This is a genomic window from Trueperella bernardiae (assembly GCF_030246965.1).
Taxonomy (GTDB): Bacteria; Actinomycetota; Actinomycetes; order Actinomycetales; family Actinomycetaceae; genus Trueperella; species Trueperella bernardiae.
This window is the reverse complement of record NZ_CP127099.1, coordinates 976,500-1,000,334: the sequence shown is the minus strand read 5'-3', so window position 1 is coordinate 1,000,334 and position 23,835 is coordinate 976,500. Positions and strand designations below refer to the sequence as shown.

Below are 23,835 nucleotides of genomic sequence, written 5' to 3'. Positions count from 1 at the left end.
CGGTACAGAAAATCGCCGGTGTGAGCTAGGCTTTCAGGTATGGCTAACGAAACACAAGCGGCATTTGATCGGCTGATCTTTGCACTTCAGGAGTTCAACGCGGCGGCGATCTCGGCGCGCGATCCAGAGGATCCTTCCGTCGTGGCGGCGGCCGATGCGCTTGCGGACGCCTACACGGTCTACGACGACGCCCTCTACACCCAGTACGGCGTGGAGACCCCGCTCGATACGTACGACTACGACGATCACGACGACGATTTCGACGAGTCGGACGACGACGATGACGATCTCGACGACGAGCTAGATGATGACGATTTCGACGACGACGATCACTTCGACGACTTCGATGATGACGAGGACTTCGACGAGGACTTCGACGAGGACGACCTGGAGGAGTTCAACCTCTAAATCTCGGAGATCGCCTGCACGACCGGCCCGGGTAGCGGCTCGATCGGCAGGGACAGGACTTGGTCAAACTGGGCGTGCGTGCGCGCGCCGATGAGCGCTGTCGTCACCTGCGGCTGATCGAGGAGCCAGGCGAGAGAGACGTCGGCCGGTGTGCGCCCCAGGCCGTCGGCGGCTTTGGTCACGGCCTCGACGATGCGGCGAGGCTTGTCGGTGAGGTAGGGATCCACGGTCGCGGACAGGTGCTCGGTGGCCGCCCGCGATGTCGCAGGAATCGTGTGGCGATACTTCCCGGTCAGCACCCCGCCGGCAAGCGGCGCCTGGGCGATAATCCCCAGGTCGAACTCACGCGCGACTGCCGTCAGGTCTCCGCCCGGCTGGCGGTGCAGCACTGAATACTCGGCCCCGATCGCGGCGAGCCGCGGCAGGTGAAGGTCAGCCAGGTACTGCGCGGCACGGGCCACCCGCCACGCCGGATGGTTGGCCAGGCCAATGTAGCGCGCGGCCCCGCTTCGCACGATCTGCGCCAGGCTCTCCAGCTGCTCCTCGATTCCGACGCGCGGGTCGGGCGCCGCCACCTGCAACACGTCCACGTACGTGGTGCCGAGCTCGGTCAGCGTGGCGTTGAGCGAGGCGGTCAGGGCCGCGTGTCCGCCGTTAAACCGCACCCCGTCGTCGTGATAAAACTCTCCTGCATGGGCGATGATGACTACCTCTGAGCGGTCCACGCCGCCGGAGAAGATCGAGCCGAGCACCTGCTGGGCCAGGCCGTCGCCGTAGACGGGGGAGACGTCAATCGTGGTGCCGCCGTGGTTGAGCAGAGCCGTGACCATCTTGGTGGCGTCCTCGACGTCCGTGTCGCGCCCCCAGGTGAGGGTGCCGAGCCCGAGGCTGCCCATACGCAGGCCACTGCCGCCCAAAAACGTGTGCTTCATATCCCTGAGCCTAACGTACGATCGCGCCGCAACTGGTTTAGGCTTGGGCGCGTGGGTATTTTCGAAGCCATCATATTAGGAATTGTTCAAGGGCTCACCGAGTTCCTGCCGATCTCCTCCTCGGCGCACCTGCGCATCGTGGGCGAGCTGTTCCCCTCGCTAGGAGACCCGGGCGTCACCTTCACGGCCGTCACCCAGATCGGCACCGAGGTGGCGGTCCTCCTGTATTTCCGGAAGGACATCTGGCGGATCATCGAGCGCTGGGTCACCTCGCTGCCCGGCCCGTGGAAGCGCACGCCCTCCACCGATCCCGACGCCCGCATGGGCTGGATCGTCATCCTCGGCTCGATCCCGATCGTCATGCTCGGCCTGCTCTTAGAGACCTGGATCGACACGACGTTCAGGAACCTCTACATCACGGCGCTCATGCTCGCCGTGTTCGCAATCTTGCTCGCCCTCGCCGACCGCTACGGCAAGCGCCGCCTGAGCCTGGAGCAGATGAGCCTGCGCGACGGCATTACGCTCGGCTTCGCCCAGGCGATGGCCCTGGTGCCGGGCGTGTCGCGCTCCGGCGGCACGATTACGGTGGGCCTCGCGCTCGGCTACACGCGCGTGGCCGCCGCCCGCATCTCCTTCTTCCTCGCCGTCCCGGCCGTGCTCGGCTCGGGCTTCTACCGGCTCTTTACCGACGACGGCACCGGCCCCCAGGCCGGCGCGATGCCCACGTTCGTGGCCACCGCGATGGCGTTCGTGGTGGGATACGCCGTGATTGTGGGCTTCCTCAAGCTGGTGGAGACCAAGAACTACCTGCCATTCGTCATTTACCGACTCCTGCTGGCCGGCCTGCTGGTCTTCCTGCTCGGCCAGGGAATGATGAGCGCGTAAGGAGCGTCATGTCTTTGCCATGGGGGATCCTGTTCGACATGGATGGGACCCTGACCGACACCGAAAAACTATGGTTCCAGGCGGAAACCGAGGTGCTAGGCGAGCTGGGTCGGCCCTGGCGCGCCGGGGACGAGATGGACATCATCGGGCTCAACCTCATCGACGCCGCCACCCACCTGGCCACCATGCTCGAGATCGACATCGAGCCGGCCGAGCTGGGGTGGATGCTGACCGAGCGAGTCGCCGCGATTGGGCGCGAGCAGGGGATGCCCTGGCGTCCGGGCGCCTACGAGATACTTGAGTTGGTGGCCCGCCTAGGGATTCCGAGCGCGCTGGTGACCGCCTCCCACATGGCCTTCGCCCAGCTCGCCTTGGAGCAGGCCCCGGCCGGCACGCTCGAGGTGGCCGTGACTGGCGACCAGACCCTCATCGGCAAGCCTGACCCGGAGCCCTACCTCATGGGCATCGAGCGCCTGGGCGTGCCCGCCGAGCGCACGCTCGCCTTCGAGGACTCCGTGCACGGGCTGACCTCCGCGCTCGCCGCCGGGTGCGTGACCGTGGGCGTGCCGCTCAAGGTGGACATCTCCGGCGTGGACGGAGCGATCCTCATCGACTCACTCGCAGACGTGGACGAGGCCTTCTTCCGCGCCGTCATGCCCTAAACCGCCACCCTCGAGCCCTTCACGACGCCGCGACCCGGCTTACAGCCCGCTCAGCCCACCTCGGCCGTCAGCAGGTCCTTCGCCCCGGCCTCGCTCATCTCCGGTGCCTGGTTGCCGAAGGCCGGGCAGATGCTTTGGAAGTGACACCAGTTGCACAGCGGGCCCTTCTTCGCCTCGAAGCCGTCCTCCAGCCGGGCGCGGATGCCGGACCACAGCGCATCGACCTCCATGGCCAACGCGTCCACGTCCGCCGGCACTGGATCGTAGGTGAGCACGCGCCCGTCCTTGAGGTAGATGAGCTGGGTGCGGGTAGGCAGCGTGCCCTCCGCGAAGTAGAGCGCGGCCGAATAGAACCTCATCTGGAAGATCGCCTCGCCCTGGAATCGCGGGGAGGGTGACTTGCCCGTCTTGTAATCCACCACGCGGATCTGCCCGTTCGGGGCCCGATCGATCCGGTCAATGATCCCACGGATCGCCAGGCCCGAGGGCAGGGTGGCGTTCACGAACTCCTCGCGTGCGAAGGGTTCGAGGAAGACGGGGTTTTCCAGCTTGAAGTAGTTCGCGATCAGCGGCCGGGCGCTTCCGAGCCATTCCTCCAGCGCCTGCTCTGAATCGAACAGCTCCCGCGCCTGTGGCTCCTTCTCCAGGTGCGTGGCCCACATCGGATCGAGGAGCTCTTGGGCGCGTTCGGGCGTGCGCTCGAGCGCAGGCGAATCGTACAGGTGCTCGAGCACGGCGTGGATGAGCGTGCCGCGCAGCGCTTCCACCGACGGGGGCTCTGGCAGCTTATCGATCACCCGGAAGCGAAATTTGAGTGGGCAGGACTTAAAATCGTTGGCCCGTGAGGGCGAAATGGCAGCGTGACGTTTCATGCTCCTAACCGTAGCGACTGCCTCCGACAATTTTCCGTAAGATGAATCCAATGAGTACCTATCCACATCCGCTCGGCGCCGACCGCCGCCGCGGCCCGTTCCGCGCTGGCGAGCGCGTCCAGCTCACAGACACCAAGGGCCGCAAGTACACCACGCTCCTCACCCACGACGGCTACTTCCAGTCCCAGCGCGGCAATTTCCGCCACCGGGAGCTCATCGGCAAACCTGAGGGAACGGTCTTCGAGACCGAGACCGGCCACGTGCTCCAGGCCCTGCGCCCGCTGGTGGCCGACTACGTGCTCTCCATGCCACGCGGCGCCACCCCGGTCTACCCCAAGGACGCCGGCCAGATTATCCAGCAGGGCGACCTCTTCCCGGGTGCCCGCGTCTTCGAGGCCGGGGTCGGATCGGGTGCCCTGTCGCTGTCCCTCCTCGCCGCGATCGGCCCGGAGGGCCACCTTACCTCCTGCGAGCGCCGCTACGAGTTCGCCCAGATCGCCCAGGCCAACGTCGAATCCTGGTACGGGCCTGCCGTTCCGCCCTGGGAGCTGCTCGTGGGGGAGGCCGCCGCCGCGCTGGAAGAGATGGCCGAAGAATCCCTCGACCACGTGGTGCTCGACATGCTCGCCCCCTGGGAGGTCATCAAGCCCGCGGCTCGGGCGTTGCGCTCGGGCGGCGTCGTCGTCGGTTACGTCACCACGACGACCCAGCTGTCCCGCTTTGTCGAAAAGTTGCGCGACAGCCAGTACTTCACCGAGCCGGACGCGTTCGAGACCATGCTACGTAGCTGGCACCTGGATGGGCTGGCGGTGCGCCCGAACCATTCGATGGTCGGGCACACCGGCTTCCTCGTGATCGCCCGCAGGATCGCCCGTGGTTCGTCCCCGCTCGTGCCCACGAGGCGCCCGGCCCCGGCCGCCCGCCCGGACCTGCCCGAGTGGGAGAACTGGGACCCGGCCGACCTGCCCCAGCGCGCGATCTCGGAAAAGAAGCTACGCAAGGTCCGCCGCGATGTGGCGCACCGCGCGGACGTGGAAGTTTCCGGATACTCGGAAGCGGGGGACAATAGTGTGAAGATGCGCCGCGAGTTGGATGAGGAGGCGGCCGAGCGCAACCGCCAGCGGGAGGAAGACAAGTGAGCGACCAGGGAGAAATCTTCGGGCTGCAGACCGCGATCGCCTCGCTCGAGGAAAAGAACGACCGGCTTGCCGGCGCACTACAAAAGTCGCGCAAGCGGATCCAGGAGCTGTCCGAGCAGGTAGAAAAGCTTTCCCAGCCGCCGGGCTCCACCGCCACGTTCCTCGGCGCCAACCATGAGCGCCACGAGGTCACCGCGCTCGTCAACGGCCGCAAGATGATCCTGTCCGCCTCCACCCTGGTCGAGCTCGGCCGCATCCGGCCAGGTCAGGAGCTGTTGCTTAACGAGGCGCTCGTCGTCGTCGGCGCTACCACGTATGAGCGCACGGGTGAGATCGTCACGGTCAAGCTGGTGATTGACGCCTCGCGCGTGCTCGTGCAGGTCCATGCCGACGACGAGCGGGTGCTCCGGATCTCCGGCCGCCTCCAGGACCAGGGGGTTCAGGTTGGTGACACGGTGCTGGCGGACCTGCGCTCGGGCTTCATCCTCGAGCACGTGGAGCGCCCCGATGTCGAACACCTCCTGCTCGAGGAAGTGCCGAACGTGTCCTACGAGGACATCGGCGGCCTGGACGCGCAGATCGTGCAGATCAAGGACTCGGTGGAACTGCCCTTCGAGCAGCCCGAGCTCTACCGGGAGCACGGTCTCAAGCCACCCAAGGGTGTATTGCTCTACGGCCCGCCCGGCACGGGCAAGACCCTCATCGCGCGGGCCGTGGCCACTTCGCTGGCGGAGAAGATCTCCCGGCGCGACGGACAGGCAAAGTCCCGCTCCTACTTCCTCAACATTAAGGGCCCCCAGCTGCTGGATAAGTACGTGGGCGAAACCGAGCGCCAGATCCGCGAGATTTTCTCCCGGGCGCGTGACAGGGCGGCGTCGGGAATCCCCGTCGTCATCTTTTTCGACGAGATGGAGGCGCTGTTCCGCACGCGCGGCTCGGGCATTTCCTCAGACGTGGAGACGACCGTGGTCCCGCAGTTGCTGGCCGAGATCGACGGCGTCGAGCAGCTGGACAACGTCATCGTCATTGGCGCCTCGAACCGCGAGGACATGATTGACCCCGCGATCCTGCGCCCCGGGCGCCTCGACATCAAGATCCGCATCGAGCGGCCGAACCAGCACGGCGCGTGGGACATCATCTTGAAGTACCTCACGCCCGACCTACCGATCCACCCCGCGGAGATCGAGGCCCACGGCGACGCCGCGGCGGCGGTCCGCGCGATGGCCCGCGCCACGGTCGAGCGCCTCTTCACCCGGGACTCGGATAACGAGTTCGTGGAGGTCTCCTACGCGGACGGCTCGAGCGAGGTGCTCTACGTGTCCGACTTCGTCTCGGGCGCGATGCTGGCCGCGATCGTGGACCGGGCAAAGAAGCTGGCGATCAAGGACCTGCTGGCCTCCCGCGAGCGCGGGATCCGCACCTCCCACATGCTCACCGCGCTGGCCGAGGAGATGCGCGAGAACGAGGACCTGACCCAGATGACCAGCCCCGATGAGTGGGCCCGCATCCACGGACGCGGTTCGGGCAAGCGGGTCACGTTCGTCAAATCGCTGGTTACCCGGAAGGTCGAAAGTGACCAGGCCCCGGCGCCCGAGCGGCCGGTAACGGAATGGGACGGTGTCGTGAGGAAGGGACTGATATGAGCGTGAGGCGAGGGATCGGGCTCGAGACAGAGTTTGGGATCACGGACGCGGGCAATCCGCGGGCGAACCCCATCGTGTTGTCCACCGAGGTAGTGGACGCTTACGGCGGGCGCGGCAGCGCCTCGGGCGGGGCGGGCGCGATCCGCTGGGACTATCACGGGGAGGACCCGCTCAACGACGCCCGAGGCTACCGGCTCGACCGGGCCGCGGCCCACCCGTCGCTCCTGACCGACGATCCGGCCGCACCCGCCCCGTCGGGCGACGCGTTGGAGCGGGTGGCGCGCCCATCGGAGGCCGAGCTCGCCCTGCCGCACGCGGCCAACGCGGTGCTGACCAACGGCGCGCGCCTCTATGTGGACCACGCTCACCCTGAATACTCGGCGCCGGAGGTGACGAACCCGCGCGAAGCGATCTTGTGGGACCGGGCGGGGGACTACATCGCGGCGGAGGCGATGGACCTGCTGGCCGAGGCCGGCCGCCACGTCGTCATCTATAAGAATAACGTGGACGGCAAGGGCGCGGCTTATGGCACGCACGAAAACTACACGGTGGACCGCTCCCTCGACTTCACCGACATCATCCGCTACATGACGCCGTTCTTCGTCACCCGGCCGATCCTGTGCGGGGCCGGACGGCTGGGTCTAGGGCAAAAGTCGCAGCAGCCGGGCTTTCAGATCTCCCAGCGCGCGGACTACGTGGAAAACGATGTGGGGCTGGAGACCACCTTCAACCGCCCCATCATCAACACGCGCGACGAGCCGCACGCGGAAGCGGCCCGCTACCGGCGCCTGCACGTGATCGGCGGGGACGCGAACCAGTTCGACGTGTCGAACCTGCTCAAGGTGGGCACCACTTCGCTTGTGCTTTGGATGCTCGAGCAGGAGGCGTTGCCGCTCGGCATGGATGCGATGATGCTGCTAGAGCCGGTGCGCGCTACGTGGGAGGTCTCACACGACCCGAGCCTCACCCGCCTCATTGACATGCAGGACGGCTCCCAGCGCACGGCCATCGATATCCAGCAGATTTACCTCGACGCCGTACGCACGGCTCTCGAGGGGCGCTGTGAGGTGGACTTCGACACCCGCGAGATCCTGGCCACCTGGCAGGAGGTGCTCGACCTGCTGCGCACCGACATCTTTGCCGCCTCGGGCAAGGTGGAGTGGGTGGCCAAGTACCAGATGCTCGATTCGATGCGCCAGCGCACTGGCGGCTCGTGGGATAACGACAAGCTGCGCGCCTTCGACCTGCAGTGGCACGACCTGCGCCCGGAGCGCTCGATCGTCAACCGGCTCGACCAGGCAGGGCGCATCGAGCGGCTCTTCGGCCCGGAGCAGGTGATGTGGGCGGTGCGCCACGCGCCCGAGTCCACGCGCGCCTACCTGCGCGGCGAGCTCATCCGCCGCTTCCCGGAGCGGGTGGCGGCCGCCGGCTGGGACGGGGTGACGTTGGACGTACCCGGCTACGATTCGCTGGTGCGCATCCCGCTCATGCACCCCGAGCGTGCCACGCGCGAGCTCGTGGGGGAGATCCTCGAGGGCGCAGTCTCGGTCGAGGATTTCCTCGTGAGGCTGACCACGGCCTGAGCGGCGCGCTCGCCCTAGAATTGATCCGGAAAGGAAACTATGTCTGAACAAGAGTTTATGCAGCCTCGCCGCCGCGAGGAGGAAGAGGCCCAGGAGCTGCCGCAGGTGAACGTGCCGGCGGCCGACTTCGACGTCGACGACCTGCTCGACGACATCGATTCGATCCTCGAGGAGAACGCCACGGGCTTCGTGCAGGGCTTCGTGCAAAAGGGTGGTCAGTGAAACCTCGCCGGATCATGGGCATCGAGACCGAGTACGGCCTCCTGTATGCCTCCACCACCACGGGCGAGCAACTGCTCGACCCGGAGGAGACGGCACACCACCTTTTTGAGCCGCTGCTCCACAAAGCGCGTTCCACGAACGCGTTTTTACCCAACGGCGCCAGGCTTTACCTCGACGTCGGGGCCCATCCAGAGTACGCCACCGCCGAGTGCGATCAGCTGGCCGATCTGCTGGCCAATGACCGCGCGGGCGACGCCCTGTACGCGCAGATGGCGGCCGAGGCGGAGGTCAAGCTTTCGGGCGGGCGGATGCACCTGTTCAAGAACAACCTCGATTCCTACGGCAACTCCTTCGGCTGCCACGAGAACTACTTGGTGCGCCGCCGGCGCGACTTTCGCCAGCGCATCGACGGCCTCATTCCGTACTTCGTCACGCGCCAGATCATGGTGGGTGCCGGCTACCTGCACGTGGGCCCGGAGGGCGCCAGCTACCGCATCTCCCAGCGGGCGGACAAGATGAACGACGCCGTCTCGGCGGCCACCACCCGCTCCCGGCCGATGGTCAATACCCGCGACGAACCCCACGGGGACGCAGAGCTTTACCGGCGCATGCACGTGATTGTGGGGGACTCGAACATGTGCGATGCCACGGCCGCGCTCAAGATGGGCGCCACGGAGGCCGTGTTGGACGCGGTGGAGGACGGGCTGCGCCTGCCGAACCGTGCCCTGGCTGACCCGGTGCGGGCGATCCGCGAGGTCTCGGCGGACACGACGTGCGGGGCGGTGCTCAAGCTGGCCGACGGCACCACGATGCGCGCGATCGACATCCAGCGCGAGGTCCATGACCTCGTGCGCGCCCACTTCGAGGCCAACGGCTGGATGGGCCTCGATCCGCTGCGCGCCTACGTCTTTGACCTGTGGGGCCGCACGCTCGACGCCCTCGATCGCGGCGACCACGACTCGCTTTCCACCGAGATCGACTGGATTGCCAAGCGCAAGCTGTTGGGCCGCCTGGCCGAGCGCCTGGGCACCGGCCTTGACGACGCGCGGGTGCAGCGCCTCGACCTGGCCTGGCACGACATCACGGGCGCCGGCCTGCGCCACAAGCTCGAGGCCAGCGGCGGGCTGAAGAAGCTTATCTCTGACGACACGATCGCCCAGGCGATGGGTATCCCACCGCAGACGACCCGGGCGAAGGTGCGTGGGGACTTCGTGGCGCTCGCCATGGAGCACCGGCGCGATTACATGGTCGACTGGATGAACATCCGCCTGCTCGAGGACGCGGGCGCCCACCAGGTCCTTCTCAAGGACCCGTTCAACCCGGTTAGCGCCGAGGTTGAGGAGCTGATGGAGATCATCGGTGAGTAGGTGGCAGCGCGTCGGGCTGGCGATCTTCGGCGTCATTCTGGGACTCACGATGGGCTTCGCCGTTGCCAGCGCCCAGTACCGGATCGCGTTGGCGCGCGAACCGATCTCGGTGGAGGTGGCCGGCTCGTTCGGCGCCTCGGTGGCGGTGATCGTGAACGGCAACGCGAGTTTTTCAACGGATGAGGGGCTGGCGGACGCCTTCTCGAGTGTCGACATCGCTGGCACGGGTCGCACGATCGAGGAGGGCGGCCAGGTTCTTGCCCGGGTGAGCACGTTCTACCTGCGCGAGGATGGGCTGACCACGGAGACCGGTTCGCGCTATTACACGGGCGCGACCGGCTCGGAGTCGCTGGGCTACTATGCCGGCTACGTGATCGGCGAAGCCGAGGGCAGCCGCATCGTGCTCATCGAGCCCGAGACCCCGCGGGCGGGCATCATCTCGGTTATCGACATCCTTCCCACCGTCCTGCCCGGCGAACCGGGCGACCTCCAGGCGGGCGGAGGCCTGCCCGGCGTCAGCACGGACGAGGCCGGCCGTCCCGTCGTCGTCGCTGGCGGAGGCGAGGTGAGCGCGCTGACCTCTGCGGCGATCATCCGGGGTGGCGGGGAGCAGGTGGAGGCCGGCGACACGGTCGTCGTCAACTACCTGCTGATCTCGGTCGACGGCGCCGTCATTGAAAACACGTGGGACGCGCCGCGCCCGGTGGTCATGCCCGTCGACGATGTCTTCGACGGCCTTCGGGACGGGCTCAAGGACGCCCGGGTGGGCTCGCGCCTGGCGCTGGGAATCCCGGCGGAGATGGCGCAGGGGGACGCGGACGTGGCGATCGTCATCGACGTGCTGGCCAAGATTACGGATGAATGATCACCGCAGAATGAGGTCGTTGCGCGCGTTCGAGGGGAACTGCGCGAGTAGGGCCTCCTCCTGGCGCGCCCAGGTGTCCCAGTGCGCTGACCAGTCGTAGGGGTCGCGAGCGCGCACACGTTCCCGGCGCACGGCTTCGGGGGCCTCAATCCAGACGGTGAGGTCGAGGTGCTCGCGTACGGGCGCGGACGTGGCGCCGCATCCGGTGATGATCACGACGTCGGCCTCGCCGGTCTGCGGGATCCACACGTTTCGTCCCCAGCGGCCCTCGTGCCAGTCCCATGCCCGGGCGGTAGCGTGGCCGCGGCGGAGGTCCCGGGCGAGCTCGGCTACGCGCCCGATGTCGGAGGTGAGTGCGTCCCAGCCGCCGATGAAGAGCTCAACTTCGATGATTTCGACGCGCCGCTCGAGAAGGACCGCGAGCGCGCGGGCGAGGGTGGTTTTGCCCGAGCCGGAGCGCCCGTCGATGCCTACCAGGCACCGCCCTGGCCCGATCTGTTCGGCCACAATGCAGGCGCGGGCGGCGGTGTTCGCTGGGTGGTCGTTCACGGCTCACATCCTAAATCGCGTTACGATAGACGGCAACGAAAGGAGTGGCATGGGGGTTGCAATCAGGGTCATTCCGTGCCTGGACGTCTCGCACGGGCGAGTGGTCAAGGGCGTGAATTTTGAAAACCTGAAGGACGCCGGGGACCCGGTGGAGCTCGCGAGCCGGTACAGCCAGATGGGCGCCGACGAGGTCACCTTCCTCGATGTCTCGGCGTCGGTCGAAGAGCGTGGGACCATGATCGACGTCGTGAAGAAGACGGCCGCCGACGTGTTCGTGCCGCTGACGGTAGGCGGGGGCGTCCGGTCCGTGGAGGACGTGCGCGCGCTGCTCGAGGCCGGCGCGGACAAGGTGGGGATCAACACCGCCGCGCTCGCCCGCCCCGAGCTGCTGACAGAGGTCGCCAGCCAGTTCGGCAACCAGGTCATCACCTTGTCGGTCGACGCGCGGCGGGCCGCCGGCATGCCCTCCGGCTTCGAGGTCACCACGCACGGTGGCACGCGCAGCGCCGGGGTGGACGCCGTGGAGTGGGCCATGCGCACGGCCGAGCTCGGCGCGGGGGAGATCCTGCTCAACTCGATGGACGCGGACGGCACCACCGACGGTTTCGACCTGGATCTGATTGAGAAGGTGCGCGCCGCTGTCGCTGTCCCGCTCATCGCCTCGGGCGGGGCGGGAACCGCGCAGCACTTCGTAGAGGCCGCGCAGGCGGGCGCCGACGCCGTCCTGGCCGCATCCGTCTTCCACTTCGGCGCGCTCACCGTCCGCGAGGTCAAGGAGGCCCTGGACGCCGCAGGCATCGAGGTGCGCCTGTGATCGAACGCGTGAAGTTCGACGGTCAGGGCCTGGTCCCGGCCATCATCCAGGAAGAGGCCACGGGCGAGGTCCTCATGCTCGGCTACATGAACGACCTGGCCCTCGAGCGCACGCTCATCACCGGGCGGGTCTGGTTTTGGTCGCGCTCCCGCCAGGAATACTGGCGTAAGGGCGACACGTCGGGCGCGATCCAGCTGGTCAAATCGGTGGCCGTGGATTGCGACGGCGACACGCTGCTGGTGCGCGTGCACCAGCGTGGTGCAGCCTGCCACACGGGGGAGCGCACGTGCTTCCTGGCCGGGGGAGAGCTGCCGGTTGCCATCCCCGACCACATCGAGGGGCTGTGAGACTCCCTTTTCGTACACGGCGTGAGCGCCGGTAGAGTGAAGTCAAGGGGAAGGACGAACCATGACAGTGCTCGATGACATCATTGCTGGCGTGCGCATCGACCTCGCCAGGCGCGAGGCCGCCGTCAGCCTGGACGAGCTGAAGGAGCGCGCGGCGAAGATGCCAAGCGCGCGCAACGCCATCTCTGCCCTCAAGCCCCACGATCACCGCTCCGTGCAGGTCATCGCGGAGGTCAAACGCAAGTCGCCGTCAAAGGGAGAACTGGCCGACATCCCGGACCCGGCCTATCTTGCCGGCCTGTACGAGGAGGGCGGCGCGGCCGTGATCTCGGTGCTGACCGAGGAACGGCGATTCAACGGGACGCTCGCGGATCTGGACGCCGTGCGAGCCCGGGTGGAGATCCCGGTGCTGCGCAAAGACTTCATTGTCACGCCCTACCAGGTGTGGGAGGCCCGCGCGCACGGGGCCGACCTGGCGCTCATCATCGTCGCGGCCCTCGAGGACACGGTGCTGACCTCGCTCATCGAGCGCGTGCACTCCCTGGGCATGACGGCGCTCGTCGAGGCCCATAGCCGCACCGAGGCCCTGCGCGCGCTCGACGCCGGGGCGCAGGTGATCGGCATCAACGCCCGGAACTTGAAGACGCTCGAGGTCAACATGCGAACGTTCGACGAGGTGGTCGACGTGGTGCCCGATTCGGTGATCCGCGTGGCCGAATCCGGGGTGGCCTCCGCTCAGGACATGCTGAACTACGCCCGCTCGGGCGCCGACGCGGTGTTGATGGGCGAGGTACTCGTGACCAACGGGCACCCGCTGCGGACGGTACGGGACATGGTGGCCGCCGGCCAGCACCCCTCTCTTTTTTCGATTTAAGAGGTGAACAATGCGACTAGCTGAGGTACAGGGACCCTACTTTGACGAATTCGGGGGCCGTTACATCCCCGAGGCGCTGGTGAAGGCGCTGACCGAGCTCGAGCAGGCCTGGCTCGCCCTCAAGGTGGACCCGGACTTCATCGCCGAGCTCGACCACCTGCACCGCACCTACTCGGGCAGGCCGTCAATCATCACCGAGGCCCCGCGCTTCGGTGCCCAATACTGCGGCGGCGCGCGCATTATCTTGAAGCGCGAGGACTTGAACCACACGGGTAGCCACAAGATTAACAACGTGCTCGGCCAGGCCCTCCTCACCCGCGCGCTTGGCAAGAAGCGCGTGATCGCGGAGACGGGCGCCGGCCAGCACGGGGTGGCCACCGCGACTGCGGCCGCGCTGCTCGACCTCGAGTGCACGATTTACATGGGGGCCAAGGACGCCCGCCGCCAGTCCCTCAACGTGGCCCGCATGGAACTGTTGGGGGCGAAGGTCGTGGCTGTCGACAACGGCTCGCGCACTCTCCGAGATGCGATCAACGAGGCCTTCCGCGACTGGGTGACGAACATCGATTCGACCAACTACATCTTCGGAACCGCCGCCGGCCCGCACCCGTTCCCCACGCTCGTGCGCGACCTGCAGAAGATCATCGGCGAGGAGGCCCGCGCCCAGATCCTGGAGCTCACGGGTGAGCTGCCGGACGCCGTCGTCGCCTGCATCGGCGGCGGGTCAAACGCGATTGGCATGTTCAACGCCTTTCTTGACGACCCCACGGTCCGCATTATCGGCGGCGAGGCCGGGGGCGAGGGCATGGCGACCGGGCGCCACGCGGCCTCCATCACGCAGGGCGACGTAGGCGTGCTGCACGGCTCGAAGACGTACGTGCTTCAGGATGAGGACGGGCAGACGATCGATTCCACCTCGATCTCGGCGGGCCTTGACTACCCAGGGGTGGGCCCCGAACACGCCTGGCTCGCCCAGACCGGCCGCGCCGAGTACTGGCCCATCAACGACGCCGAGGCGATGGATGCCTTCCGTGGTCTGGCCCGCACCGAGGGCATCATCCCCGCCATCGAATCCGCCCACGGGCTCGCGGTTGCGATGAAGCTCGGCAAGGAGGCGGCCGAGAAGGGTGAGAAGATCACGATCGCCGTCTCGCTCTCGGGGCGCGGGGATAAGGACATGGAAACGGCGATGACGTACTTTGACCTGGCCAAGGAGAACGAATGATGTACTCGGCACAAAAGATTGAGCAGGCGCGCGAGGCTGGCCACGCCGCGTTCGTGGCCTACCTGTCGGCGGGATACCCAGACGTGGATTTTTCGCTCGACGTCGCGCGCGCCGTTGTCGACGCCGGCGCTGACATCATCGAGGTCGGCTTCCCATACTCCGATCCCACGATGGACGGGCCGATCATCCAGGAGTCGGGTACGAAGGCGCTCGAGCGCGGCCTCAAGCGCGCGGATGTGTTCAAGATGGTCGAGACCGTGGCGGACGCGGGCGCGGCGGCCGTCGTCATGTCCTACTACAACCCCGTCTTCCACTACGGCGTGGACAACTTCGCGCGCGACCTGGCCAACGCCGGCGGCGCCGGCATGATCATCCCCGACATCATCGTCGAGGAGTGCGGGGAGTGGATCGAGGCCTCCGATAAATACGACCTCGAGCGCATCTTCCTCGTGGCACCCTCGTGCACCGACCAACGGCTGCGGGTCAACGCCGAAGCCGCGCGCGGTTTCGTCTACGCTGCCTCGCGCATGGGCGTCACGGGCCCGCGCGCAACCCTGTCCTCCGACACGAAGTCGCTGGTCGCGCGCACGCGTGCCGCGGGCGCGAAGAACGTCTGCGTCGGTATCGGGGTCTCCACCCACGACCAGGCCGTGGAGGTGGCCCAGTTCGCCGACGGCGTCATCGTCGGTTCGGCTATCATCCGTGCCCTCATCGATAACGACGGCGACCGCGCGGCGAGTCTGCGCGCCGTCTCGGCCATCACGGCGGACATCGCCGCCGGAGCCCACACCCCCAGGAGCCGCTAGTGCTGACTGCCATCCCCTCACCGTCGATCAGCGCGATCCCGCTCGGGCCGCTGACCATCCACTTCTACGCCCTCGCCATCCTCACGGGCATCATCGTCGCCTGGAAACTGGCCGACCGGCGCTATGTGCGCTGGGGCGGCCCGGAGGAGGTCTCGATCGACGTGGCCGTGTGGATGGTGCTCTTTGGCATCGTGGGCGCGCGCATCTACCACGTCATCACCACCCCCGATCCGTACTTCGGCCCTAACGGCGACCTGCTCAAGGCCCTGCGCGTCTGGGAGGGCGGGCTCGGCATCTGGGGTGGCATCGCCGCGGGCGCGATCGGCGGCTTCATCGCGCTCCATCGGCGCGGCCTGCGCTTTGCTCCGTTCGCCGACGCCGTGGCCCCTGGCGTGCTCATCGCCCAGGCGATTGGCCGGTTCGGCAACTATTTCAACCAGGAGCTCTTCGGCGGGCCCACCGAGTTGCCGTGGGGCCTGCGTATCGACGACGCCCACCTGCCCGCCGGCTACACCTCGGGAACGCTCTTCCATCCCACCTTCCTCTACGAGGCGATTTGGTGCGTGGCGATGGCGGGGATCCTTATCGCCCTGGAGAAGAAGTTCCGCTTCAAGGGCGGGCAGACCACCCTCATGTATGTCATCCTCTACGTGCTCGGCCGGATGTGGATCGAGAACATGCGGATCGACACGGCTCAGATCGTTGCGGGCCTGCGGCTGAACGTGTGGACGTCGCTCATCGTGCTCGCGGCCGCCATCCTTGGCTTCCTCGTGCTCACCAAGCTCCACCGTACCCGGCCCGAGCTGGGCGATATCCATTTGCCCGGCCGCGCGCCCGAACAGGTGGAGTCCGCCGGCGAGGAGGCGGAAGGCAGCGAGCCCGCGTCCGAGGAGACCGGGGCGGACGGCGTCGTCGGACCCGCATCCACCTCGCCCGCCGAACACGACTAGCCTCGGCTCTTCGAAGGCGAGCTTAATCGGGTAGGATGGAGGCCATGCGCAGAGCAAAAATTGTTTGTACGTTAGGTCCAGCCACCGACACCAAAGAGCGAATAGTCGAACTCGTCAAGGCGGGCATGAACGTCGCCCGCATTAACGCCTCTCACGGCACGCACGCCGAGCACGAGCAGCGAATCGACATGGTGCGCGAGGCGGCGGACGAACTCGGGGCGGCTGTTGCGATCCTCGTTGACCTGCAGGGTCCGAAGATCCGCCTCGGCACGTTCGAATCGGGTCCCGTCCTCCTCGAGCAGGGCGATATTTTCACGATCACCACGGAGGACGTGCCGGGTGATAAGGACCTGGTCTCCACCACGTTCAAGGGCCTGCCGGGTGACTGCAGCCCGGGCGATCTCATTCTGATCGACGACGGCAAAGTCCAGGTGCGAGTCGTGTCGGTGGATGGCCCGGAGGTCACCACCGAGGTGGTTATCGGCGGAACCGTGTCGAACAACAAGGGCGTCAACCTCCCCGGTGTGGCCGTGTCCGTCCCCGCGTTGTCGGAGAAGGACAAGGTGGACCTGGAGTGGGCGCTGAATTACGGCGCGGACATCTGCGCGCTGTCCTTCGTGCGCTCGGCGGAGGACGTGAAGGACGTCCACCAGGTCATGGACATGGTCGGCCGCCGCATCCCGGTCATTGCGAAGATCGAAAAGCCGCAGGCGGTCACCGCTCTAGAGGAGATCGTCACCGCGTTTGACGGCATCATGGTCGCTCGTGGCGACCTGGGCGTGGAGCTCCCGCTCCAGCAGGTGCCGATCGTGCAAAAGCGCGCCATCAACATCGCGCGCCGCAACGCCAAGCCGGTGATCGTGGCCACCCAGGTGCTCGAGTCGATGATCACCGCCCCCACGCCCACGCGCGCCGAGACCTCGGACTGCGCGAACGCGATCCTCGACGGCGCGGACGCGGTCATGCTCTCGGGCGAGACCTCGGTGGGCAAGTACCCGATTGTGTGCGTGCAGACGATGGCCTCCATCATCCAGTACACCGAAGAGCACGGGCTGGAGTCGATCCCTACGATCGGCAACCTTCACCGCACCCGCAACGGCGTCATCACCCGATCGGCGATGGACATCGGCGAGGCGCTTGGCGTGAAGTACCTGGCGGTATTTACCTCTTCGGGCCAGACAGCGCGGCGCATGGCCCGCCTGCGCGCCCGCATCCCGCTGCTGGTCTTCACCCCGAACAATGACATCCGCCAGCAGCTGGCGCTCACGTGGGGAACCCAGACGATCATCGTGCCCGAGGTGGAGGACACCGACCACATGATCGAGCAGGTCGACCACGCCCTGCGCGACCGCGGCTACGCGGTGGACGGGGACCGGGTCGTCGTCGTGTCGGGCATGCCCGCCGGCAAGGTGGGCTCCACGAACACGATCCGGGTGCACAAGATGGGGGAGACCTTCGCCTCGGCGATGTGACGAATCTCCGCATTTTGCGGGGATGAAGCGGCCTTGCTGTAAGGTGAGGTCGCACGCTCCTGTGGTGGAATTGGCAGACACACTGCACTCAAAATGCAGCGCCGAAAGGCATGCGGGTTCGAGTCCCGCCGGGAGCACTTAGGGTAAATGCACGCGCCGTCGCCTGCCACTTTGTAAGATTGGTGTGAGCCGCGGCGAGCGGGAAGAGATCGGAGGAAGTCGTGAATGAGGAAGTAGCCGGGCGCCGGGTGGAGAAGATTGAGGCGGACACGGATCCTGCAACTGTGCGGGTGCTCGTGGTTGAAGATGAGACCCTCATTCGCCTGGACATTGTAGAGACCCTGCAGGATGCCGGCTACACGGTGGTGGCCGAGGGTGCCTCGGGGGATGAGGCTGTTGAGCTAGCAGCCGAGTACAACCCGGACCTCATCGTCATGGACGTGAAGATGCCCGGCATGGACGGACTGACTGCGGCGGAGAAGATCCTGTCCGAGCAGCAGATTGCGATCGTCATGCTCACGGCATTCTCCCAGCGCGAGCTTGTGGAGCGGGCGCGCGACGCGGGTGCGATGGCCTACGTGGTCAAGCCCTTCACCCCGGAACACCTCATCCCGGCGGTCGAGATCGCGCTCTCGCGTTCGCAGGAGATCGCCTCGCTGGAGAGCGAGGTGTCCTCGCTGACGGATAAGTTTGAGACCCGCAAGCGCGTGGACCAGGCCAAGGGCCTGCTCCAGGAGAAGATGGGCCTGACGGAGCCGGAGGCGTTTAGGTGGATCCAGAAGACGTCGATGGATCGGCGCCTGACCATGCGCGAGGTTGCGGACGCCGTCGTCGAGCAGGTGGGCCAGAAGTAGCCTAGGCGCTGATAAACACGCAAGTGAGCCGCCCGGCGGCGGTCATCTCCCCGCGCTCGTCCGAGACGATCACCGAGGTGATGACGGACGAGCGCGTTACTTTGAGGACGCGCGCCGTGGCACGCACCAGGGCGGTGGCGTTGGGCGCCACGTGCGAGACGGACAGCTCGGTGCCCACCGCGATCTTGCCTTCGGGGGCGTTCGTGAGCGCGAGGAGTGATCCAGCGTGCTCGACCAGCACCCCGTTGATGCCCCCGTGCACGACGCCGTAGGGCTGGTGAGCGTGGGCGGTGGGCATGGAGACGGTGCAGATATCGGCTGTGTGGGCCTCGACTGTGATGGCGAGGGTCTTGTCGAGTGTGGTCATGGTGCCAGCGTAGCAAGGGCGCGCAGGGTGAACCGTCATGTTTGTCGGTGGTCCGCGATAGGCTGGTGGCGTGAATCAAGAAACTCTGCTTCTGCTCGATGGCCACTCGCTGGCATTCCGCTCGTTCTTCGCGCTGCCCGCCGATTCCTTTTTGACGGCGCAGGGCCAGTACACGAACGCCGTGCACGGCTTTACTTCCACCTTGCTCAAGCTGGTTGGTGACTACCAGCCCACGCACGTGGCGGTGGCTTTTGACCTGCCGGGCGGTACGTTCCGCACGCGCCAGTACGCGGAGTACAAGGGCGGGCGTGCCGAGACCCCGCAGGAGTTCAAGGGCCAGATCTCGGTGATCCAGCAGGTGCTGGACGTGCTGGGCGTGGCGTGGCTGACGGTGGAGGACTTCGAGGCCGATGACATCGTGGCAACCCTGGCCACGCGCGGCGAAGAGCGGGGGATGAAGGTCTTTATCTCCTCCGGTGATAAGGATACGTACCAGCTGGTGGATGACGCGATCACGCTGGTCTACCCGATGCCACGCTCGCAGATGGCGGTGCTCGATCCGGCGGGGATCGAGGCGAAGGCGGGCGTGAAGCCGGAGCTGTATTCGGATCTGGCGGCGCTGGTGGGGGAGGGAGCCGATAACATCCCGGGCGTGCCGCTGTGGGGTGCGAAGACTGCGGCGAAGTGGCTCAACCACTACGGGGGCCTGGAGAACCTGCTCGAGCACGCCGATGAGATCGGTGGCAAGACGGGGGCGAACCTGCGGGAGAACGTGGAGATGGTGCGCCGTAACCGCGCGCTCAACACCCTGGTGCGGGACCTGCCGATTGTGGAGGACTTTGACGAGTTGCGCCCGGTGGGCGTTGCTCGCGAGGAGATGCACGAACTGTTCGACACGCTTGACTTCACGCGCCTGCGCGAGCGGGTGTTGCGCGAGCTGCCGATGCGCGGCGGGGAGGAAGCGGTGGCGTCCGAGCCTGCGGTGGAGGCCACGCTGGTCGCGGCGGGCAGCGTGCCGTTTGAAGAGTTTTTGGCCGGGCACGAGGGCCCGTGGGGTATTGAGATTGACGGGGACCGGCGCCCCATGCGGGGCGATGTGGCAGGCTACGCGGTGGCCTCTGCCGATCACCACGTGTACTACGGGGACCGGGCCGGGCTCGACGCGGCGGACGAGGAGGCGCTCGTGGCCTTCCTTGAGGACGCGGATCAGCCCAAGGTGGGGCACGGCACGAAGGGCCTGGCCCACGCGTGGAAGGGCGTGGGGGTGAGCCTGGCCGGCGTTGTCGGGGATACGGAGATCGGCGCCTACCTGCTCCACCCGGACCAGCGTGCGTATGACTTGACCGACCTCGCCCAGCGTTACCTGGCCGTGGATATCGCCGCGGCTGAAGATGACACGCTGGGTATCGGTGCGGATGGCGCGATTGTCCACTCAGCCACGGCCCAGCGCGCGGGCGTGCTGCTCGATCTGCGCGACGCCTTCGATCAGGACCTGCGTAAGGCAGATCCGGAGGGCGCGCTCATGGCGCTGGAGCTGTCGGTGGCCAAGGTGTTGTTCGAGATGGAGAGCGTGGGCATAGCGGTGGATGAGGACCTGCTTGAATCGCTCTACCACGCCTTCAACACGCGCGTGGAGGACGCAGCCCGCAAGGCGCATGAGGCCATCGGCGATGACTCGGTCAACCTCTCCAGCCCCAAGCAACTGCAAGAGGTGCTCTTTGAGCGCATGAAGCTGCCGGTGACGAAGAAGACGAAGTCTGGCTATACCACGAACGCGGACGCGCTGGCTGAGCTCCTGGCGAAGATCGCCCACCGGGAGGATGACGTGGCGCTGTCCGCCCAGGAGTTCCTGGCCGGCCTGCTCGAGCACCGGGATGCGCTCAAGCTGCGCCAATCGGTGGAGGGCCTGCAGCGCTCTGTGATGTCGGGCCGGATCCACACCACCTACCAACAGACCGTGGCGGCCACCGGCCGACTGTCCTCCACGGATCCGAACTTGCAGAACATCCACGCCCGCACGGAGGAGGGCCGCCAGATCCGCGGCGTCTTCGTGCCGGGTGAGGGCTATGACTACGTGATGACGGCCGATTATTCCCAGATCGAGATGCGCCTCATGGCGCACCTGTCGGGGGACGCGGACCTCATCGACGCCTTCCGCCAGGGCACGGACCTGCACAGCTTCGTGGCCTCGCGCGTGTTCGGCGTGCCGCAGGAGTCGGTCACGGGCGAGCAGCGCTCGAAGATCAAGGCGATGAGCTACGGGCTCGCCTACGGCCTGTCCTCCTACGGGCTCTCCCAGCAGCTCCACATCACCGTGCCAGAGGCCGAGGCGCTCATGAAGGATTACGACGCCCGATTTGGCAAGGTGCGCCAGTACCTCACCGCCGTCGTCTCCCAGGCGCGCAAGGACGGCTACACGTCCACGATCTGGGGGCGGCGTCGTTACCTGCCGGGGCTGGACAACCCTAACCGGCAGGTGCGCGAGGCGGCCGAACGCATGGCACTGAACGCCCCCATCCAGGGGTCGGCGGCGGACATCATCAAGTTCGCGATGGTCGCCGTCCACGAGGCGCTCGCAAGCGCGGGCCTGGCCTCGCGCGTCTTGCTCCAGGTACATGACGAACTCGTGCTCGAGGTCAAGGCCTCCGAGGCCGAGCAGGTGGAGCAGATCGTGCGCGAGGAGATGGCGAAGGCGGCGGAGCTCTCGGTGCCGCTGTCGGTGAGCGTGGGGGTGGGGCGCAACTGGCGCGACGCGGCCCACTGACGCTGTGGTCAATTCGGCATTTAGGCCCGCAAGTCCGCTTGAATCACGGCGGTTTTTCCCCGTAAACTTGGCAGGTGGTGCCGCCCGGCACCATGTCCGTAACAATCATATAATCCGGAGTCACCAACTCTATGACAACTAACAACCAGACCTCCACTGAGGTCGCAATCAACGACATCGGCACCGAAGAAGATCTCATCGCCGCTGTCGACGAAACCATCAAGTACTTCAACGATGGCGACATCGTTGAAGGAACCGTAGTCAAGGTCGATCGGGATGAGGTCCTGCTCGACATCGGCTACAAGACCGAGGGTGTTATCCCCTCCAAGGAACTTTCCATCAAGCACGACATCGATCCCGATGATGTTGTCGAAGTTGGTGACCAGATCGAGGCTCTCGTTCTCCAGAAGGAGGACAAGGAGGGTCGTCTTCTCCTGTCGAAGAAGCGTGCGCAGTACGAGCGTGCGTGGGACAAGATCGAGGAGATCAAGGAAGCCGACGGCGTCGTGACCGGCACGGTCATCGAGGTCGTCAAGGGCGGCCTCATCCTCGACATCGGCCTGCGCGGCTTCCTCCCGGCCTCGCTCGTGGAGATGCGTCGCGTGCGCGACCTGCAGCCCTACATCGGCCGTGAGCTCCAGGCGAAGATCATTGAGCTGGACAAGAACCGCAACAACGTTGTTCTTTCCCGCCGCTCCTGGCTGGAGCAGAGCCAGTCCGAGATCCGCGCGCACTTCCTCGACACCCTGCAGAAGGGCCAGGTTCGTGAGGGCGTCGTGTCCTCGATCGTTAACTTCGGTGCGTTCGTTGACCTGGGCGGCGTGGACGGCCTCGTGCACGTCTCCGAGCTGTCCTGGAAGCACATCGACCACCCGTCCGAGGTTGTCGAGGTCGGCACCCCGGTCACGGTCGAGGTGCTGGATGTGGACATGGACCGCGAGCGCGTCTCCCTGTCGCTCAAGGCCACCCAGGAAGATCCGTGGCAGACCTTCGCCCGCACCCACCACATCGGTCAGGTTGTTCCTGGCCGCGTGACCAAGCTGGTCCCGTTCGGTGCGTTCGTTCGCGTGGAGGACGGCATCGAGGGCCTGGTTCACATTTCGGAGCTGGCGCAGCGCCACATCGACCTGCCGGAGCAGGTTGCCAAGGTGGGCGACGAGGTCTTCGTCAAGGTCATCGACATCGATCTTGAGCGTCGTCGCATCTCCCTGTCGCTCAAGCAGGCGAACGAGGGCGTGGACCCGCACTCGGAGGACTTCGATCCGTCGCTGTACGGCATGACTGCCGAGTACGACGAGGAGGGCAACTACAAGTACCCGGAGGGCTTCGACCCCGAGGCGAACGAGTGGCTCGAGGGCTACGAGGAGAACCAGGCTGCCTGGGAGGCCGAGTACGCGAAGGCCGAGGAGCGCTGGATTGCTCACAAGAAGCAGGTCATGGCTCACATGGAGGCCGACGCCGAGGCCGCTGCCGCGGGCGATTCTTCCGCTCCGGCCGAGGCCGCTCCGACTTCGTTCTCGTCCGGTAACGACTCCGCTGGCACGCTTGCGTCCGATGAGGCGCTCGCCGCTCTGCGCGAGAAGCTGACGGGCAACTAAGCATCAGCTGACAAGCTAGAGCAACTGGCTGGGGAGCACCGTGGGGTGCTCCCCAGTTTTTGTTTGCGCGGCACGTAAGCTGGGTGCATGCGAATCTTGCTCACCGCCTTCGGGCCATTTCACACGAATTCCTTCAATCCCACTGAGCACGTGGCGCGGCTCGTGCGGGAGGAGTGGCAGCGCGCGGACGAGCTGACGGTCGAGATCCTGCCGGTTGAGTACGGTGCCGCCCGCGCCCGCGTGGCCGAGCTCGGCGCTTTCGACGTCCACATTGCCCTTGGCCTCGCGGCCGACCGCACGGTTCCCACGATCGAACGCTTCGCGATGAACCGTCGGGATGCCCGGGTTGCTGATAACTCCGGCTTTATCGCTACGGGGGAGGAGGTCGACGCCGGCGCTCCGCTCGCGCTGGAGACTACGCTGCCGTTCAAGGAGATGATCACCCGGGCCCGCGAAGCCGGCTTCCCGCTTGAGGAGTCGCGCAGCGCGGGGCTGTACGTGTGCAACACGGTGATGTTCACGGCGATCCAGAATTCGGCCCGCGCTGGCTTCCTCCACCTGCCACCGCAGGAGCACTTCTCCCTTGACGACGGTGCGGCCTTGGTGGACTTACTGCTCGAGATCGCGGGGGAATAAC

General features: G+C 66.4%; 24 protein-coding genes and 1 tRNA gene. 21 read left to right on the top strand and 4 right to left on the bottom strand.

Going from position 1 to position 23,835, the window contains the following annotated elements; translation table 11 throughout:
* Positions 1 to 39: 39 nt before the first annotated feature.
* On the top strand, positions 40 to 408 hold the full coding sequence (locus QPC17_RS04635; protein WP_068538278.1) for a hypothetical protein: 369 nt from the start codon (positions 40 to 42) through the stop codon (positions 406 to 408).
* Here QPC17_RS04635 and QPC17_RS04630 read toward each other — a convergent pair.
* Positions 405 to 1,340: an aldo/keto reductase gene (locus QPC17_RS04630; protein WP_285321227.1), complete on the bottom strand. Its 936-nt coding sequence runs from the start codon at positions 1,338 to 1,340 to the stop codon at positions 405 to 407. The two genes, QPC17_RS04635 and QPC17_RS04630, sit on opposite strands and share 4 nt — an antisense overlap.
* 51 nt (positions 1,341 to 1,391) lie before the next feature.
* Between QPC17_RS04630 and QPC17_RS04625 the strand changes: the two genes are divergently transcribed.
* On the top strand, positions 1,392 to 2,225 hold the full coding sequence (locus tag QPC17_RS04625; protein WP_070445208.1) for an undecaprenyl-diphosphate phosphatase: 834 nt from the start codon (positions 1,392 to 1,394) through the stop codon (positions 2,223 to 2,225).
* An 8-nt stretch (positions 2,226 to 2,233) separates the two neighbouring features.
* Positions 2,234 to 2,887: an HAD family hydrolase gene (locus QPC17_RS04620; protein ID WP_068538281.1), complete on the top strand. Its 654-nt coding sequence runs from the start codon at positions 2,234 to 2,236 to the stop codon at positions 2,885 to 2,887.
* Between the two features lie 50 nt (positions 2,888 to 2,937).
* On the opposite strand, the gene QPC17_RS04615 is transcribed toward QPC17_RS04620, so the two are convergent.
* Positions 2,938 to 3,684 (bottom strand): RecB family exonuclease, encoded by a 747-nt coding sequence (locus QPC17_RS04615; RefSeq protein WP_349018034.1) that lies wholly within the window; start codon positions 3,682 to 3,684, stop codon positions 2,938 to 2,940.
* Between the two features lie 125 nt (positions 3,685 to 3,809).
* On the opposite strand from QPC17_RS04615, the gene QPC17_RS04610 reads away from it, so the two are divergent.
* Genes QPC17_RS04610 through QPC17_RS04585 form a run of 6 tightly spaced genes read left to right on the top strand, consistent with a single transcriptional unit; the run spans position 3,810 to position 10,578 of the window.
* Positions 3,810 to 4,898, top strand: a complete 1,089-nt coding sequence (locus tag QPC17_RS04610; protein ID WP_062612578.1) for a tRNA (adenine-N1)-methyltransferase — start codon at positions 3,810 to 3,812, stop codon at positions 4,896 to 4,898.
* Entirely contained in the window at positions 4,895 to 6,541 is a 1,647-nt protein-coding gene (gene arc / locus QPC17_RS04605) for a proteasome ATPase (protein ID WP_070445205.1), read from the top strand. The genes QPC17_RS04610 and arc overlap by 4 nt, the downstream gene beginning before the upstream one ends.
* Complete coding sequence (gene dop / locus QPC17_RS04600) at positions 6,538 to 8,124, top strand: depupylase/deamidase Dop (RefSeq protein ID WP_070447414.1); 1,587 nt, start codon at positions 6,538 to 6,540, stop codon at positions 8,122 to 8,124. The genes arc and dop overlap by 4 nt, the downstream gene beginning before the upstream one ends.
* Positions 8,125 to 8,163: 39 nt before the next feature.
* The gene (locus QPC17_RS04595; RefSeq protein WP_062612573.1) at positions 8,164 to 8,346 is read left to right on the top strand and encodes a ubiquitin-like protein Pup; all 183 of its coding nucleotides are present in this window, start codon (positions 8,164 to 8,166) and stop codon (positions 8,344 to 8,346) included.
* Positions 8,343 to 9,713: a Pup--protein ligase gene (gene pafA / locus QPC17_RS04590; protein ID WP_244899206.1), complete on the top strand. Its 1,371-nt coding sequence runs from the start codon at positions 8,343 to 8,345 to the stop codon at positions 9,711 to 9,713. The genes QPC17_RS04595 and pafA overlap by 4 nt, the downstream gene beginning before the upstream one ends.
* On the top strand, positions 9,706 to 10,578 hold the full coding sequence (locus tag QPC17_RS04585; protein WP_062612570.1) for an FKBP-type peptidyl-prolyl cis-trans isomerase: 873 nt from the start codon (positions 9,706 to 9,708) through the stop codon (positions 10,576 to 10,578). Before pafA ends, QPC17_RS04585 begins: the two co-directional genes overlap by 8 nt.
* Here QPC17_RS04585 and QPC17_RS04580 read toward each other — a convergent pair whose 3' ends face one another.
* Positions 10,579 to 11,127: an AAA family ATPase gene (locus tag QPC17_RS04580; protein ID WP_062612569.1), complete on the bottom strand. Its 549-nt coding sequence runs from the start codon at positions 11,125 to 11,127 to the stop codon at positions 10,579 to 10,581. It lies immediately after the preceding gene.
* Between the two features lie 49 nt (positions 11,128 to 11,176).
* On the opposite strand from QPC17_RS04580, the gene hisF reads away from it, so the two are divergent.
* From hisF to QPC17_RS04535, 9 genes are all read left to right on the top strand, one after another.
* Positions 11,177 to 11,941, top strand: a complete 765-nt coding sequence (hisF, locus tag QPC17_RS04575) for an imidazole glycerol phosphate synthase subunit HisF (protein WP_285347515.1) — start codon at positions 11,177 to 11,179, stop codon at positions 11,939 to 11,941.
* Positions 11,938 to 12,288, top strand: coding sequence for a phosphoribosyl-AMP cyclohydrolase (hisI, locus tag QPC17_RS04570; protein WP_062612565.1), 351 nt, complete (start codon positions 11,938 to 11,940; stop codon positions 12,286 to 12,288). The genes hisF and hisI overlap by 4 nt, the downstream gene beginning before the upstream one ends.
* Positions 12,289 to 12,349: 61 nt before the next feature.
* On the top strand, positions 12,350 to 13,162 hold the full coding sequence (gene trpC, locus QPC17_RS04565) for an indole-3-glycerol phosphate synthase TrpC (protein WP_070445195.1): 813 nt from the start codon (positions 12,350 to 12,352) through the stop codon (positions 13,160 to 13,162).
* A gap of 10 nt (positions 13,163 to 13,172) precedes the next feature.
* Positions 13,173 to 14,387 (top strand): tryptophan synthase subunit beta, encoded by a 1,215-nt coding sequence (gene trpB / locus QPC17_RS04560; protein WP_062612559.1) that lies wholly within the window; start codon positions 13,173 to 13,175, stop codon positions 14,385 to 14,387.
* Entirely contained in the window at positions 14,384 to 15,193 is an 810-nt protein-coding gene (gene trpA, locus QPC17_RS04555) for a tryptophan synthase subunit alpha (protein ID WP_285347514.1), read from the top strand. The genes trpB and trpA overlap by 4 nt, the downstream gene beginning before the upstream one ends.
* Positions 15,193 to 16,143 carry a prolipoprotein diacylglyceryl transferase gene (gene lgt / locus QPC17_RS04550; protein ID WP_062612555.1) on the top strand — a complete coding sequence of 317 codons (951 nt, stop codon included), beginning with the start codon at positions 15,193 to 15,195 and terminating at the stop codon, positions 16,141 to 16,143. Before trpA ends, lgt begins: the two co-directional genes overlap by 1 nt.
* A gap of 44 nt (positions 16,144 to 16,187) precedes the next feature.
* Complete coding sequence (gene pyk, locus QPC17_RS04545; RefSeq protein WP_062612553.1) at positions 16,188 to 17,615, top strand: pyruvate kinase; 1,428 nt, start codon at positions 16,188 to 16,190, stop codon at positions 17,613 to 17,615.
* A 55-nt stretch (positions 17,616 to 17,670) separates the two neighbouring features.
* Positions 17,671 to 17,752 (top strand) — tRNA-Leu (locus QPC17_RS04540).
* A 120-nt stretch (positions 17,753 to 17,872) separates the two neighbouring features.
* Entirely contained in the window at positions 17,873 to 18,469 is a 597-nt protein-coding gene (locus tag QPC17_RS04535; protein ID WP_068538511.1) for an ANTAR domain-containing response regulator, read from the top strand.
* Between the two features lies 1 nt (position 18,470).
* Here the strand turns inward: QPC17_RS04535 and QPC17_RS04530 are convergent, their stop codons facing one another.
* Entirely contained in the window at positions 18,471 to 18,836 is a 366-nt protein-coding gene (locus QPC17_RS04530; RefSeq protein WP_062612551.1) for a PaaI family thioesterase, read from the bottom strand.
* Between the two features lie 70 nt (positions 18,837 to 18,906).
* On the opposite strand from QPC17_RS04530, the gene polA reads away from it, so the two are divergent.
* The 3 genes from polA to QPC17_RS04515 all read left to right on the top strand — a co-directional run bounded on the left by polA (position 18,907) and on the right by QPC17_RS04515 (position 23,834).
* Complete coding sequence (gene polA, locus QPC17_RS04525) at positions 18,907 to 21,600, top strand: DNA polymerase I (protein ID WP_062612548.1); 2,694 nt, start codon at positions 18,907 to 18,909, stop codon at positions 21,598 to 21,600.
* Positions 21,601 to 21,731: 131 nt separating this feature from the next.
* Complete coding sequence (rpsA, locus tag QPC17_RS04520; protein ID WP_062612544.1) at positions 21,732 to 23,198, top strand: 30S ribosomal protein S1; 1,467 nt, start codon at positions 21,732 to 21,734, stop codon at positions 23,196 to 23,198.
* Positions 23,199 to 23,285: 87 nt separating this feature from the next.
* The gene (locus QPC17_RS04515) at positions 23,286 to 23,834 is read left to right on the top strand and encodes a pyroglutamyl-peptidase I (protein ID WP_062612541.1); all 549 of its coding nucleotides are present in this window, start codon (positions 23,286 to 23,288) and stop codon (positions 23,832 to 23,834) included.
* Position 23,835 lies beyond the last annotated feature (1 nt).

Bases quoted from the DNA above. Each gene is read 5' to 3' on its own strand.
- QPC17_RS04635 (WP_068538278.1), top strand. From the start codon at position 40: ATGGCTAACGAAACACAAGCGGCATTTGATCGGCTGATCTTTGCACTT.
- QPC17_RS04630 (WP_285321227.1), bottom strand. From the start codon at position 1,340: ATGAAGCACACGTTTTTGGGCGGCAGTGGCCTGCGTATGGGCAGCCTC.
- QPC17_RS04620 (WP_068538281.1), top strand. From the start codon at position 2,234: ATGTCTTTGCCATGGGGGATCCTGTTCGACATGGATGGGACCCTGACC.
- QPC17_RS04610 (WP_062612578.1), top strand. From the start codon at position 3,810: ATGAGTACCTATCCACATCCGCTCGGCGCCGACCGCCGCCGCGGCCCG.
- dop (WP_070447414.1), top strand. From the start codon at position 6,538: ATGAGCGTGAGGCGAGGGATCGGGCTCGAGACAGAGTTTGGGATCACG.
- QPC17_RS04595 (WP_062612573.1), top strand. From the start codon at position 8,164: ATGTCTGAACAAGAGTTTATGCAGCCTCGCCGCCGCGAGGAGGAAGAG.
- hisF (WP_285347515.1), top strand. From the start codon at position 11,177: ATGGGGGTTGCAATCAGGGTCATTCCGTGCCTGGACGTCTCGCACGGG.
- trpC (WP_070445195.1), top strand. From the start codon at position 12,350: ATGACAGTGCTCGATGACATCATTGCTGGCGTGCGCATCGACCTCGCC.
- trpB (WP_062612559.1), top strand. From the start codon at position 13,173: ATGCGACTAGCTGAGGTACAGGGACCCTACTTTGACGAATTCGGGGGC.
- trpA (WP_285347514.1), top strand. From the start codon at position 14,384: ATGATGTACTCGGCACAAAAGATTGAGCAGGCGCGCGAGGCTGGCCAC.
- pyk (WP_062612553.1), top strand. From the start codon at position 16,188: ATGCGCAGAGCAAAAATTGTTTGTACGTTAGGTCCAGCCACCGACACC.
- QPC17_RS04530 (WP_062612551.1), bottom strand. From the start codon at position 18,836: ATGACCACACTCGACAAGACCCTCGCCATCACAGTCGAGGCCCACACA.
- rpsA (WP_062612544.1), top strand. From the start codon at position 21,732: ATGACAACTAACAACCAGACCTCCACTGAGGTCGCAATCAACGACATC.
- QPC17_RS04515 (WP_062612541.1), top strand. From the start codon at position 23,286: ATGCGAATCTTGCTCACCGCCTTCGGGCCATTTCACACGAATTCCTTC.